Source organism: Vibrio sp. ABG19 (assembly GCF_029962385.1).
In the GTDB taxonomy this organism is placed as follows: Bacteria; Pseudomonadota; Gammaproteobacteria; order Enterobacterales; family Vibrionaceae; genus Vibrio; species Vibrio ostreae.
The window spans coordinates 1,107,649-1,120,408 of the sequence record NZ_CP071707.1 but is presented as its reverse complement, the minus strand read 5'-3'; the positions used below and the strand labels follow the sequence as shown (position 1 = coordinate 1,120,408).

General features: G+C 45.8%; 9 protein-coding genes and 2 pseudogenes. 7 read left to right on the top strand and 4 right to left on the bottom strand.

Translation table 11 applies throughout. From position 1 onward, the window contains the following. Window positions 1-6: 6 nt before the first annotated feature. The gene (locus tag J0X00_RS05100; protein WP_136485725.1) at window positions 7-546 is read left to right on the top strand and encodes a cytochrome b; all 540 of its coding nucleotides are present in this window, start codon (window positions 7-9) and stop codon (window positions 544-546) included. Beyond that, window positions 543-1,112: a YceI family protein gene (locus tag J0X00_RS05095; protein ID WP_136485727.1), complete on the top strand. Its 570-nt coding sequence runs from the start codon at window positions 543-545 to the stop codon at window positions 1,110-1,112. Before J0X00_RS05100 ends, J0X00_RS05095 begins: the two co-directional genes overlap by 4 nt. A gap of 204 nt (window positions 1,113-1,316) precedes the next feature. Here J0X00_RS05095 and focA read toward each other — a convergent pair whose 3' ends face one another. Next, a complete protein-coding gene (gene focA, locus J0X00_RS05090; protein WP_282476525.1) occupies window positions 1,317-2,804 on the bottom strand; it encodes a formate transporter FocA in 1,488 nt (495 codons plus the stop codon). 222 nt (window positions 2,805-3,026) lie between these two features. Here focA and J0X00_RS05085 point away from each other — a divergent pair, with 222 nt between their 5' ends. Both J0X00_RS05085 and J0X00_RS05080 read left to right on the top strand, forming a co-directional pair. Beyond that, window positions 3,027-3,932, top strand: coding sequence for a LysR substrate-binding domain-containing protein (locus tag J0X00_RS05085; protein WP_136485732.1), 906 nt, complete (start codon window positions 3,027-3,029; stop codon window positions 3,930-3,932). A 204-nt stretch (window positions 3,933-4,136) separates the two neighbouring features. Beyond that, window positions 4,137-4,619 (top strand): DUF1097 domain-containing protein, encoded by a 483-nt coding sequence (locus J0X00_RS05080; RefSeq protein ID WP_282476524.1) that lies wholly within the window; start codon window positions 4,137-4,139, stop codon window positions 4,617-4,619. 17 nt (window positions 4,620-4,636) lie between these two features. Here the strand turns inward: J0X00_RS05080 and J0X00_RS05075 are convergent, their stop codons facing one another. Beyond that, entirely contained in the window at window positions 4,637-6,268 is a 1,632-nt protein-coding gene (locus J0X00_RS05075; protein WP_136485736.1) for an ATP-dependent endonuclease, read from the bottom strand. A 334-nt stretch (window positions 6,269-6,602) separates the two neighbouring features. On the opposite strand from J0X00_RS05075, the gene J0X00_RS05070 reads away from it, so the two are divergent. Further along, a complete protein-coding gene (locus J0X00_RS05070) occupies window positions 6,603-8,339 on the top strand; it encodes a bifunctional UDP-sugar hydrolase/5'-nucleotidase (protein ID WP_282476523.1) in 1,737 nt (578 codons plus the stop codon). Between the two features lie 219 nt (window positions 8,340-8,558). On the opposite strand, the pseudogene J0X00_RS05065 reads toward J0X00_RS05070, so the two are convergent. Further along, window positions 8,559-8,840 (bottom strand): annotated as a pseudogene (locus J0X00_RS05065) (alkylphosphonate utilization protein); the annotation flags it as partial. Between the two features lie 416 nt (window positions 8,841-9,256). Between J0X00_RS05065 and J0X00_RS05060 the strand changes: the two are divergent. Together J0X00_RS05060 and J0X00_RS05055 are read left to right on the top strand one after the other, a co-directional pair. Next, complete coding sequence (locus J0X00_RS05060) at window positions 9,257-9,913, top strand: hypothetical protein (RefSeq protein WP_282476522.1); 657 nt, start codon at window positions 9,257-9,259, stop codon at window positions 9,911-9,913. Between the two features lie 911 nt (window positions 9,914-10,824). Further along, window positions 10,825-12,426: a TIR domain-containing anti-phage reverse transcriptase gene (locus J0X00_RS05055; RefSeq protein WP_282476521.1), complete on the top strand. Its 1,602-nt coding sequence runs from the start codon at window positions 10,825-10,827 to the stop codon at window positions 12,424-12,426. A gap of 128 nt (window positions 12,427-12,554) precedes the next feature. On the opposite strand, the pseudogene J0X00_RS05050 reads toward J0X00_RS05055, so the two are convergent. Beyond that, window positions 12,555-12,674: pseudogene (locus J0X00_RS05050) on the bottom strand (IS256 family transposase); the annotation flags it as partial. Window positions 12,675-12,760: the final 86 nt, after the last annotated feature.

Here is a 12,760-nt window from a genome sequence, read left to right as displayed (position 1 = left end):
GACGAAATGAGTACTGAAGTAACCCATTACAACCGAACCTTACAGATAATTCACTGGCTGTCTGCTATCGTCGTGATAGGGATGTTTGCGGTGGGGATCTGGATGGTGGACCTGTCTTACTACAGTACGTGGTATCAGGAAGCCCCACATCTGCACAAATCGGTAGGTATCTTACTGGCGGCCCTGACTATGTTCCGTATTGTCTGGAAAGCAGTGACGCTGTCACCAAAAATAGACGGTGCAGCCTGGGAAAAAGTGTCAGCAAAATTGGCGCATGGCTTTATTTATCTGGACTTAATCGTTCTCTTTGTCTCCGGGTACCTTATTTCGACTGAAGACGGACGCGGTATTGACGTATTCAACTGGTTCTCGGTTCCTGGTGCTGGCGCCCTGTTCGACGGGCAGTCAGATTTGGCCGGGTTAATCCATGTTTATGCAGCTTGGACGCTGATCGGGGTAGCGGTACTACACGCACTGGCAGCATTGAAGCACCATTTTATCAATAAAGATAATACGCTACGCAAAATGATAGGAGCATCAAAATGAAAAAGACGTTATTGGCATCTGGCCTGGCACTGGCTATGGCACTACCATTCGGTGCAAGCGCAGCGGACTACGTGATTGACACGAAAGGCGCTCACGCGTCAATCAACTTCAAAGTCAGCCACCTGGGTTACAGCTTTACTATGGGGCGTTTCAACACATTCAGTGGCGAATTCTCTTACGATCCCGCCAACGTTGAAGCATCAAAAGTGTCGGTAACAGTCGATACGACCAGCTTGGATTCTAACCACGCAGAGCGTGACAAGCACATTCGCAGCGCAGATTTCATTGATGCATCAAAATACTCAACAGCGACATTCACCAGTACCAAAGTGGTTGATAAAGGTGACGGCAAACTGGCTGTAACCGGTGACCTGACTCTGCATGGTCAAACCAAACCAATCACTATCGATGCTGAATTCATCGGTGCGGGTCAAGACCCTTGGGGTGGTGAGCGTGCTGGTTTTGCCGGTACGACTCGTCTTGAGTTGAAAGACTTCAACATCGCCGAGATGGGACCAACCACATACGCGGACATGCAACTTTACATCGAAGGTGTGAAGCAGTAATCGTCTGCTCACTCAGAGTTGCCATTAAGGTGATTTACGCGTATTTCAAAGCGAGTGACGTGAAGTAAAGGCGACTGACGTGAAATAAAGACTAACGCAAATGTAAGATAAAGCCCCTGACGGGGCTTTTTTGTGTAATTTCACACTCATCAAAAAAACTTAAGCTGGCTATCAGCTATTAGTTTAGTAACGATGCGCAGTCTATTAGGCGCGTGCTAACGTTTGCTGTTCGTTAAGGTCATCTTTGCGGGGGTGATTATGTTTATCTTCAAGTGCGAATGTTTCACTGTAGACCGGACGCAGCGCTGCGAGCACATCGTTGCGCTCCAGAATACCGACAAACTGACCGTTTTCCAGTACTGGCAACATATGGGGTTTACTGACTTTCATGCTTTTGGCGCGTTCTTCGACCGACAGTGAATTAAACTGGGTTGCAATGCCCATATTGGTTGTCGGGAAGAGCTGCTGTTTATCGATACAGAAGAACTCAACCACATCAACCAGTTTGTCGTGAACATCAATAGCAATCACATCGCGAGTCATCAAATCCACCACGGTCTGCTCTGCGCTTGGTAGATAATCCTGACACCAAAGGTCGACCATGATGTCATGGGCTGAAATCACGCCAACCAAGCGGCCATGTTGATCCAGCACCGGCGCGCTGTTCAAATTGTGTCTGACTAACGTTTCAATAGCAGCAGGTGTTGTAACGTCAGTTGTCAGTGTGACTGGTTTGACGTTCATCATCTCTTTAATGGTAGTTTTATGTTTCATAGTAATGGCCTTAGCTGACGCGAGTATGGTGGTGTTCGTGATAGTAGCGATAGGAGTGGGAGCAGAATGAGGGCGGCGATAGATAAACCAGTTAGACAAGCCGACTAACACTGCACCGCCGACAATATTGCCCAGAGTCACCGGGATCAGGTTAGCGCTGATGAAGTTGCTAATATTCAGATCCGCATATTGCGCTGAGTCGACGCCCAGATGCTGCCAGAAACTGTCTGGTGCAAAAGCATGGATGGTGATGCCAAGTGGAATCATAAACATGTTAGCGACACAGTGTTCAAAGCCACTGGAGACAAACATGGCAACCGGCATGATTGTCATCACGGCTTTGGTCATCGCATTCGCGGAGCTGAATGTCAGCCAGATAGCGAGACACACTAATAAGTTACAAAGCACACCAAGAGCAAAGGCTTCCAATAGGGTATGGTGCAATTTGTGCTGAGCGATATTGAGCGCATTCAGCCCCCATTGACCATGGTCCATTTGATAAAGTCCGGCAGCGCTGACCAGCAGTAGCAGGAAAGAAGCACCGATAAAGTTACCGATATAAACCTTGCCCCAGATAGAAAGCATTTTTCCGAAACTTATTTGCTTGTTGGCCCAGGAGATACTCGACAACACTGAGCTGGTAAATAATTCACCACCGCAAATCACAATAAGAATCAGGCCCATACTGAAGGCGACTCCGCCGGCCAGCCGGCTCAGTCCCCAACCTGCACCCTCACTGCCGGTGGTGACGGTAATGTAAAACAGAAAGGCCAGGCCGATGAACGCGCCGGCCATCATCGCCAGGCTCAGCGTCATACCACTGGTCTTTTTGGCTTTACTTAGTGCGAATTTTTCTGCCTCAGCCATCATTTCGTATGGCGAAAAATAGTTTTGGTTATCGGAATATGCAGTCGACATCTTAGCTCCCTAATACAATCAATATTTAGCGGCAACCTAAGTTACCGTGCCAATAAACCACACACGGAGTGTGCAATAGTGGGGAGAGTAAGGCTCAGGCTAGATTAGGTAAAATTGATAATTCTCAATGCCCTTATAAATTGCGCTGATATAGTGATCGCATCAGTGAAATGAAACTGTTTGCTCATGACTGGAAAGCCATTTAGAGAGATAGGAATATCAATGCGGTACTCATTAAAACAATTAGCAGTATTTGATGCGGTGGCCGACTTCGGCAGTGTCAGTATGGCGGCCGATAAGCTTGCGCTGACGCAATCTGCAACCAGTATGTCGTTGGCTCAGCTTGAAAAAATGCTCGGGCGTCCGCTCTTTGAACGTCAAGGGAAACAGATGGCGCTGACCCACTGGGGAATGTGGCTCAGACCTAAAGCCAAGACGCTGCTGCAAGACGCACAGCGGATTGAAATGGGGTTTTATGATCAGCATTTGTTGAGTGGCGTGATTCGCCTCGGGGCCAGTCAGACTCCGGCTGAACATTTAGTCCCCGATCTCATCAGTATTATTGATAGTGATTTTCCTGAGATTCGGATCGAACTCGGGGTACGAAGAACCCAGGCAGTGATCAGTGGTGTTCTTGATTATCAGTACGATCTGGGCATCATCGAGGGACGTTGTGATGACAACCGTATCCAACAGGAAGTGTGGTGCCGGGACCATCTGATCGTTGTTGCGGCTGCGCATCATCCTTATGCCAAACACTCTGAAGTGAGTCTGGCGCAGCTTGAGCAGGCCAAGTGGGTGTTAAGGGAACCCGGTTCCGGCACCCGGCGAACGTTTGACAGTTGTGTACATAATCTGATGACAGAGCTCAATGTATGGCGTGAGTATGAACATGTACCAGTGCTGAGATCTCTGGTGGCTCAGGGCTCGTATCTCAGTTGTTTGCCGTATCTGGATGTTGAAAAACACATTGAAAGCGGTCACCTGGTCGCACTGAATGTGCCTGAGCTGAAAATGGAGAGAACCTTGTCCTTTGTATGGCGGGCGGATAGGGCGGAGAATCCTCTGGCTGACTGCATCAGACGAGAAGGGTTGCGAATGATGAAAGGGCGTCCTTTGGTGATGTAACCGATGAGATGAGAGCCGAGAGTGACACCGGACGTTAACTTTTTCTGATGGTATATCGATTGCGTCACACAAAAATAATGAAATAATTTATTGTTGCATTATAAGTGTGACAAATGTCTCTTTTGTCCAAGGCGTTTAGCTCTTAGTATTCTGGCTTGATTAACGATGTCACACACAGCGTGATGTGATTTCTCAGAGGATACTATGAGTACTTTATTTACCATTTCACTGACCACAGGAATCTTATCGGGCATTTGGGGCTGGCTCGCCGTATCACTTGGACTACTGTCCTGGGCAGGCTTTCTGGGTTGTACCAGTTACTTTGCTTCCCCAAAGGAAGGTTTACGTGGTTTGGCTGAGAGCCTGGTGACTAATCTTAGTGGTGTGTTCTGGGCGATGGTGATCATCTATGCGTCAGACTTTCTGAGCCTTGATGTTTTGAGTTACGCTGTCACTGCGCTGATCGCATTCTTTATGTGTATTCAGGCCAAAAAGCAGTGGCTGGCATACATCCCCGGAACATTTATCGGTTCGGCAGCAACATTTGCAGCTCATGGTGAATGGAAAATTGTGATTCCCTCACTGCTGCTCGGTGGCGTCTTCGGCTATCTAATGAAAAGCAGCGGTGTCTGGTTGCACCGCCGCTCGCAATACGCATCAGCGCACTCGACTCGTCAGTCAGCCTGAGGCTGTTTTGCTTTACGTTATGTATTCCCGTTTGCCATGGTAATAACCCGTTTTAAGGTCCAGCGCAGTAACACGGGAATACAATCCACGCCGTTCTCCTCACAGTGGGAGACAATAGCCAGCGCCAGATCAGGCTTGGCATGTTTTTTCAGTACTCTGGTAACGACTTTCTTGGCCGGAATCGGATGGTCATGGGGGATTTTCACCATGTCTTTAAAAAAGAATTCGAAACCGTGAGCATAGAGAAAATGCTCAATATCCCGATCCGGTAATTCGGTGAGGCGATGACGTTCCTGGTCATGGCCCAACATCCCCTGAACCGTTGCCGCGTACTTTTTACCGGCGGCATCGCCATCAGTGACGACGTGCCATTCGATACCAAAGGCTTTGGCCACCTTGATTAAAGATTTCAGCCCCGACTGAGCAAACTCAATAATCTGCACACCTTCTGCCGCCAGGTTATAGCCGCATTGGCGCGCCAGTTCGCTGAATAACCACACTTCAGTTTCACCTTCGACCAGCAGCCAGCAACGGGCAAATAATGCGCCGGAGCGATGGAAACGAATGTGAAAGCCGATGCGGCGCAGTTCATCCTGGCCTAAACCTTTGACCGGCATGCTGGTGGCGACGGTGCGGTCGGACTTTCTTACCAGGCGGCGAATCGAATGCAGCGGTACCGAGCCGAGCAGGTCGCCACTGTTAGTGGTGAGGATCTTCTGCATTGGCAGCAGGGCCAGTAAGCTCCACGCGCGGGCGAGGTGTGTCGGGTGCAGACGGCCCTCAGGATCTTCAATGATCAGAATCGGACGCGCAAAACGCCGCAGCTGATGCGGCCCCTTGGCCTGCAAATAGGCGTTCAATAAACCCAGTAGCAGCAAACGAGTCTGGCGGTTTTTGGTTTCATCGACAATTTGAGTCAGATTTTTTTCATTGGTTGGTGTGCCGTAAACCAGGCTTTCCCGCTCTCGGCGCGGATTTTTGCGCCCCTGATCTTTGAAGGAGAAATAGTGCTCTACCAGAGCGTGCATCGCATTGAGGCTACTGCGCATTTCGCCTTTATTGACATGACCGGGAATCGCCATCAAACGCCGGCAAGTATTATTGATACGCTTTTCCACCCGGGAGTTTACATCGTGCTTGTTATCAAACGGACGCTCAAACTGACGGGAATCGCGCAGGCGGATAACAGGATGTAAGGTCATCAATTCTTTAGCGAGGTTTTCCGGATGATGAATCGCGATAGGATTGCCATCCAAATCGAGGAATGCGTAGTCAGTGGTAATATTATATTGCACCCGTGAGCCGCTGATGCGATAGATAATCCGGCTCTGGCCCTCCTCATCTTCGCGCCACACCGGTTTGAGACTGCGGTAACGGCCTGCTTTAGGCTCCTTGCGGTCCGAGGCGATAAAACTGAGAATGATCTGGATGTCCTGGGTCTGCGGGTGCGAGATAGAATAGTCGACGTGAAAGTCCTGCAATTCGAACTTATATGGTTCGCCATTGGCTGGCATCATCACCGCAAGTGCGTCGAGCAGCGACGATTTACCCCAGGTATTTTCACCGATCAAAGTGGTAAGGTCATCGAATGTGAGCGATAAACGACGAATGCCACGAAAACCTGATACTTCAATTCGCTCTAAATGCATAGGCTCAACTTCCTTGCTAGATGTTCGTGTTGAGTTCTTTTGTTAAAGAATAAAGGAAAAAGCGTGTTTCGGCCGATGGATACTTCACAAACTCGTTGCAATAGTTAAATAAATGCTTGAAGCAGAATAAAAATTTTCTGTTTTTGTTGCCTAAAACCTATCGATGGTTGTAGTCCTCTGCCTGATTTCTTCCCTGTTCACATTACTTTATACGCGTTAAATGTGATGTACGTCTAAGTGGGTAAGTTTCTTTTCAAAGCCATTTCATAAAAGTCACGTTTCTGTCATGATCACATGGCTAGGATGAAAGAGAGAAAAAAGAGATAAAAATGATATGAATAAAACAAAAGAGATAACGTCCGTCACTCTGGCTCACATCAACGATACCCATTCTTACTTCGAACCAACCTCTCTGCAGCTGACTCTGGATATCCAGGGTAATAAAATGATGCCTTTCGTCAGTGCGGGCGGTTTTGCCCGCATTGCGACCCGAATTCATCAGTTGCGGGAGGATGCTAAGCGCATGCAACGTAGCTTTTTGTTTGTCCATGCCGGCGACTGTTTTCAGGGTACGCTCTATTTTTCCCTATTCAAAGGCAAAGCCAACGCCGACATGCTCAATGCTCTGAACATTGACGCGATGACCCTCGGCAATCATGAATTGGATATGGGCAACGAACCGGTCGCGCAATTTGCCGAGCGAATCAACTTTCCGTTGCTGGCCGGTAACTGGGATTTATCGGCAGAGCGAGCCAACAAGGCCCATCGTCTGTCTGAGAACCGCAAAGTAAAAGCGTACGATACTGCACGCCGTTGCGCGAACTGGATTACTAAGCCTGCCGGAGACTCCCAGGTTGCACTGTTTGGATTGTCGCTGGATAAAATGGCCGATATCGCCAACCCGGACAGTGATACTCCGTTTGTTGATGCCTTAGAGACTGCGCGTAACACCATTGATGAAATTCACCGTGCTGGCATCAATAAAATTATCCTGGTCAGCCATCTGGGCTATCAGGCCGATAAAGAACTGGCGGCAAAGGTCGATGGCATCAGCCTGATTGTAGGTGGCCACAGTCATGTGTTACAGGGTGACTTTAGTGCGCTGGGATTATCTCGTGAAGAGGCGTATGGTCAGCATATCAATGAGACCTACGTGGTTCAGGCTGGTTTACATGCGCTGTCGCTTGGTCACTGTCATATCGATTTTGATGAGCAGGGTAAGGTGGTCAGTTTTCAGGGGCGTAATGAGCTGTTGTTGGGCCGTCGTCTGTTCCTGGATGCGAGTATGAATGAAGCTGGCAGTGATTCAGCGCACCTTGAAGCCTGCGAATGGGTCAACAACCATCCCAACGTGGTGGTATGTAAAAAAGATCCAGAGGTGCAGGGCATTCTGCTCAACAAATACATTCCCCGCGTACGCGAGTTGCAGAATCAGGTGGTAGCGCAAGCATCACACACGCGCCGCCATGTACGCATTCCTGATGATGAGGGCCCCAGCCAGCTGGCACCCCTGGTGGCGCAATCCTTTGTGCATGCGATGAAAAACCGTGGCCATCCGGTTCAGTTTGCTATCCATAATGCCGGAGGTGTACGTACTTCAATTCTGCCCGGCAAGGTCACGGTGGCAGATATTGCCGGGAAGCTGTTGCCGTTTGCCGTTCCTATCGGGGTCTATCACGTCAGCGGGCAAACCATTGCCGATACGCTGGAAGGGGCGATCAACAATGCGATTAACAACGGCGTCGAAGGAACCGGCTCCGGCAGCTATCCTTATACCTGTCATCTCAAGTTTGATTACGATGCGGAAAAACCGAAAGGCGAGCGCATCAGCCAGCTTAAAATTTTGTTGGGCAGCGAATGGCAAACTGTTGAAGCTCATCAATATTATTGTGGAACGTCGTCCGCTTATACCATGAAAGGCAAAGAGGGCTATGACGCTTTGCTGAACATGAAAGATGAAGGGATAGTGACCAATGTGTCGATGGCCGATGCCTTTATTGAAGTCCTGACTGACTACCCTGATCTACTCAGTCACCATTCGCAGGCGGCGTTGACCAGCAGCTCCCGCTAATGTGGCACACTCTTTGCTCCAGCTTATAAGGACTCTGTTTCCAGGTCGACAACGTACCGGAGGAAAGGATGTGGGGTAAAGATTGGTTTGATGCCGCGGTCGTGGCAGCCTGGGTTGGCGTGTGGTCCGTACTTGTCTACGTACTGCCGTTGGCCGGGATATAAGAAAAAGGAGTGCGATTGCGCTCCTTTTTGCTTTCGGACACCGGACGTTACAGACTTATTTCTTACGGCAGTACTCGGCAATGATGAACATTGACTGGCCGTTGACCTTGCCTGAAACGTGCTTAGGATCGTCGCTCAGGCTAATGCCACGAACAACAGTGCCTTGTTTGATCACCATAGAAGAGCCTTTCACCGGCAGGTCTTTGATTACCGTTACGTCGTCACCTTTTTTCAGTTCAACGCCGTTCACGTCACGCGGTTTTTCAGCGTCGTCGTCCAGGCCGATTTCTGCCCACTTCTGAGTTTCCTCGTCCAGGTACATCATTTCCAGCAAGTTATGTATCTGAGTCTATTTCCACCCTATAAACAGATGGTTAGTGTTATACGTAGAATATTTGGGGCTAGATTGGGGCGAATAGTGTTAACTTGACGAAATGGCTAACGTCACCTCTGCCTATGAAGTAATGTGACTCATTTTTAGCTCCAAAACCGTTTAGTCCGAGATCCTTGACCACTTTTCTCTAGGCTGTTCTTGACCAACTTTCCGTAATAGCGGACTATGAGATTAGTTGAGCATTTGCGACTAGGCAGCTATGTTCTGCCTTCTGCAATTTGTGAATACTGGGATTATAAAGACTGTTAGCGCAGTATGTTCCTTCTGTAATTTCTGTATTTAAGAAAATATTTTATAAACAATGTCTGATGAAAAGACACTGTTGAAATTTACACTGACGTGAGGAGAATCACTGACCAATGCAGGAAAACGATGTAAGCAAAGATCTTGTTAAGCTGGTCTTGGATTCTGATCTAGGAATCACGTTTGAAATAGCACCTTACGTGACCTATTTTTTCGTTTTCCTTATTCTGGCATTCCTTATTACTAAATTAGTAACACGATTTGGTTTTTTTCGCTCATTCGAGATAGATGAAGCTGAATTTGGCATAGGCAACCAAAAAATCAAACTGAAGCCAAACCTTACTGATAAACAAATTGCATATCAGATCTGGGTTGAGTTAAGCACCCGAAAAATAGGTATTCCAATAGATTTAGAAGACGACGTGATTTTTGAAATATACAACTCATGGTACAGCTTCTTTTCAGTGACTAGAGATCTGATTAAAGATGTACCTGTTTCAAAATTTCAAAGAAAGGACACGGAGAAGATAATTAGAATATCCATTGATGTATTGAATATCGGTCTGCGTCCTCATCTTACGAAGTGGCAAGCTAGATATCGAAGATGGTACGAAAGGCAATTAGAGAAAACTGACAACAGCGACCTTTCTCCACAAGACATACAGAAAAGTTATCCGCACTTAGATGAGCTTGGTAAGGATATGCTTGAAGTAAATAAGCGACTAATTGGATACCGGGAAAAAATGTATCAGTTGGTTTCGGGTTTAGATTGATTGTCAGGGGAAATTATGCGACGGGTGTTTATTAGCTACCACCACAGAAACGAAGGTTATCTTAAGGAGGAGCTGCTACGTATTAACGAGCAAAACAATATTTTTATCGATTGTTCAGTCAACACCGGCGACATTGATGAAAATTTGGATCCCCAAGTTATACGTCAATCTATAAGACGAAATTACTTGAGCGGCTCAACAGTCGTTTTGCTGCTGGTGGGTAGAGAGACGAAGTATCGAAAGCATGTGGACTGGGAAGTATATTCAAGCATGTACAACGGTAAAAATTTTGGGCGATCTGGCGTTGTTGTATTGCATGCTCCTGAATGCGAGTCAAATTTCGTTACATCCCCATTTGCTGAAATCAAGGAAACGATGTACCCAAATATCTCAAGTTGGACATCAATTAGTAGTAGGGAAGAGTACGAAAGGCGGTACCCTCATCTGCCTTCTCGAATTATAGACAATTTGTTAAAAGCTAATAGCAAAGTCTCAGTATCTAATTGGAGTGCAGTTGTGGAGAATCCTGAAAGGCTTCGATTGCTGATAGATTGTGCACACAATGCACGTGAAAATTGTGAGTATGATATGAGTCGTCCTATGAGAATGAGGGATCATAACCCATCCTTATCCTGAGAGTTTTTACAAGAAAAGCACATGGACACGGTAAACTGCGTCAGTGTTATTAGTTTTAGCACTATCTCAAATTTACTACCAAAGTTTAAGTGCATCGTGTAGTATATCGAAGGTTTCAACCCAAAATGTCTGAAGTTGTTACTGCTTCGGACTTGGAACTCAGGGTGACATATGCTCCCTGAACTCTACTTTATCTGACGATATCGATTCGCTCGATTTGTCAGCAGGCGCAAAGTGATTGGGTTGGAACCATTAATTCAAACTTGAGAGTTAAAATGATCAAGCCTAAGCCATTAAGCAGTTTACTCTTTAAGCTAAAGTCTTTCGAACCTGAAAAAATTTCAAGTAAAAAGTCACATAGTTGGAAAAACCCCAGACTATCACCAACTCTTACAAGAGACTTAGAAGTAGTAAAAACTCATTTTGTTGGTCTACAAACAGATAATGATGTCGCTAATATATTGGAAGTTCCTGTTGGTCAACTATTACACATTCTGTATTATCAAAAGCAAAACTATAACTCGTTTACGATAAAGAAAAAGTCAGGGAAGCCTCGTCTTATTGATAGTCCCAAATCATCGATTAAAATTTTACAGGATAAAGTTAAGCCGTTGATTGAAGCACACTACCGTGTGAAGAAACCTGTTCATGGTTTTGTTGGTGATGGTAAAGGCATAATTACTAATGCTGCCCAGCATAAAAAGAAAAATTACGTACTTAATGTCGATCTTCAAGACTTTTTCCACTCTGTAAATTTTGGCCGAGTACAAGGTATCTTTCGAAATACCCCATTTAATATGGGCATCCCTGCTGCTACAGTTTTAGCCCAACTTTGCACTCATAATGGTCGATTACCCCAAGGAGCTAGCACCTCTCCAGTTTTGTCTAACCTAGCTGCAACCTCATTAGACAAAAAATTGGTTCAAATAGCTAAAAAGTTCCATTTAACATATACACGTTATGCCGATGATTTAACGTTTTCTAGCAACAAGCCTTTTCCAAGTGTTTTGGTTGAGCGGGAACTTGATGAAAACGCGAGAGAAATACATAAAGTTGGTCGTTTGCTTGAACAAACGATAAAAGATAGTGGCTTCGAAATCAGTCATAACAAAACTCGTTTACAACATAAATCTCAAAGGCAAGAAGTTACAGGTTTAGTGGTAAATGAAGGGGTCAATGTAAATAGGAAGTTTATTCGAAAAACTAGAGCAATGATAAATGATTGGAGAAAGGGACTAGTTCAAGCTGAGATTCGTTTTATAAAGCAACGTTATCATTTGTCAGATGCTAAAATAAAGCTTGATGGGCTCGATGGTTCTATTTTCAAGAGAGCAGTGTATGGGCATTTAAGTTTTATACGTATGGTTAAAGGCGAAGAACACTCCCCTTATTTAAGATTATGTGAGCAAGTCCTTGATTTAGATAGTAAGCCGCCAGAATTCATAAGAAAACTAAAAGGTGTATTTGATATGTATGATGTATTTATTTGTCATGCTAGTGAGGACAAAGCCGAGGTGGCTTTACCACTGTACGAGGCCTTAGCCAAGAGAGGAATCAATGGATTTATTGATTGCTTTGCTATCGATTGGGGCGACTCTTTAGTTGCAAAAATCAACACAGCATTGAAAAAGTCTAAGTATGTTATCGCTATCGTATCGGACGAGTCTGTTAAGAAATCATGGCCGATGAAAGAACTGAATACAGTTCTTGCAGCAGAAATTAACTCAAAAGAAACAAAATTATTACCTTTAATGGTTGGAGAAGGTGAGGTACTGTTGAAAGAAATTCCACTGTTAAATGATAAGTTATTTGTGAATTTTGAAGATAACATTGAGGAAATTGCTGATAAAGTAGAAAAGTTACTTCAGCGTTCATAGTGCTAACAAGGTAATCGAGGTAACCCGTAACACTTGGCGCTTTTGGTACGAAGTTCGGCGTGCTTTGCTGGTTTTACGTGGGGTACTTTATTGGAGGGCGTTCAGAATTCTGTGTCAGCTAATTTTGGCTAAATATCTAAGACGTCATCCAAGCGACCTTCAAAATGAATCGCCAGTTGAGACAATGTCATATTCCAATTCTGTATTGGCATAGTCCATTTCTTAGAAGCATTCAATATCCCAGCATAGTGGGCCTTATGTAATTAGATGTACTGATTTATACACGATCTGTTATAAACGCTGTATAGCATCAGATCTAGCAAATATCTGTCCA

What these genes read in the sequence shown, in the direction of transcription:
- J0X00_RS05100 (WP_136485725.1), top strand. Translation starts at nt 7, where the DNA reads ATGAGTACTGAAGTAACCCATTACAACCGAACCTTACAGATAATTCAC.
- J0X00_RS05095 (WP_136485727.1), top strand. Translation starts at nt 543, where the DNA reads ATGAAAAAGACGTTATTGGCATCTGGCCTGGCACTGGCTATGGCACTA.
- focA (WP_282476525.1), bottom strand. Translation starts at nt 2,804, where the DNA reads ATGTCGACTGCATATTCCGATAACCAAAACTATTTTTCGCCATACGAA.
- J0X00_RS05085 (WP_136485732.1), top strand. Translation starts at nt 3,027, where the DNA reads ATGCGGTACTCATTAAAACAATTAGCAGTATTTGATGCGGTGGCCGAC.
- J0X00_RS05080 (WP_282476524.1), top strand. Translation starts at nt 4,137, where the DNA reads ATGAGTACTTTATTTACCATTTCACTGACCACAGGAATCTTATCGGGC.
- J0X00_RS05075 (WP_136485736.1), bottom strand. Translation starts at nt 6,268, where the DNA reads ATGCATTTAGAGCGAATTGAAGTATCAGGTTTTCGTGGCATTCGTCGT.
- J0X00_RS05070 (WP_282476523.1), top strand. Translation starts at nt 6,603, where the DNA reads ATGAATAAAACAAAAGAGATAACGTCCGTCACTCTGGCTCACATCAAC.
- J0X00_RS05060 (WP_282476522.1), top strand. Translation starts at nt 9,257, where the DNA reads ATGCAGGAAAACGATGTAAGCAAAGATCTTGTTAAGCTGGTCTTGGAT.
- J0X00_RS05055 (WP_282476521.1), top strand. Translation starts at nt 10,825, where the DNA reads ATGATCAAGCCTAAGCCATTAAGCAGTTTACTCTTTAAGCTAAAGTCT.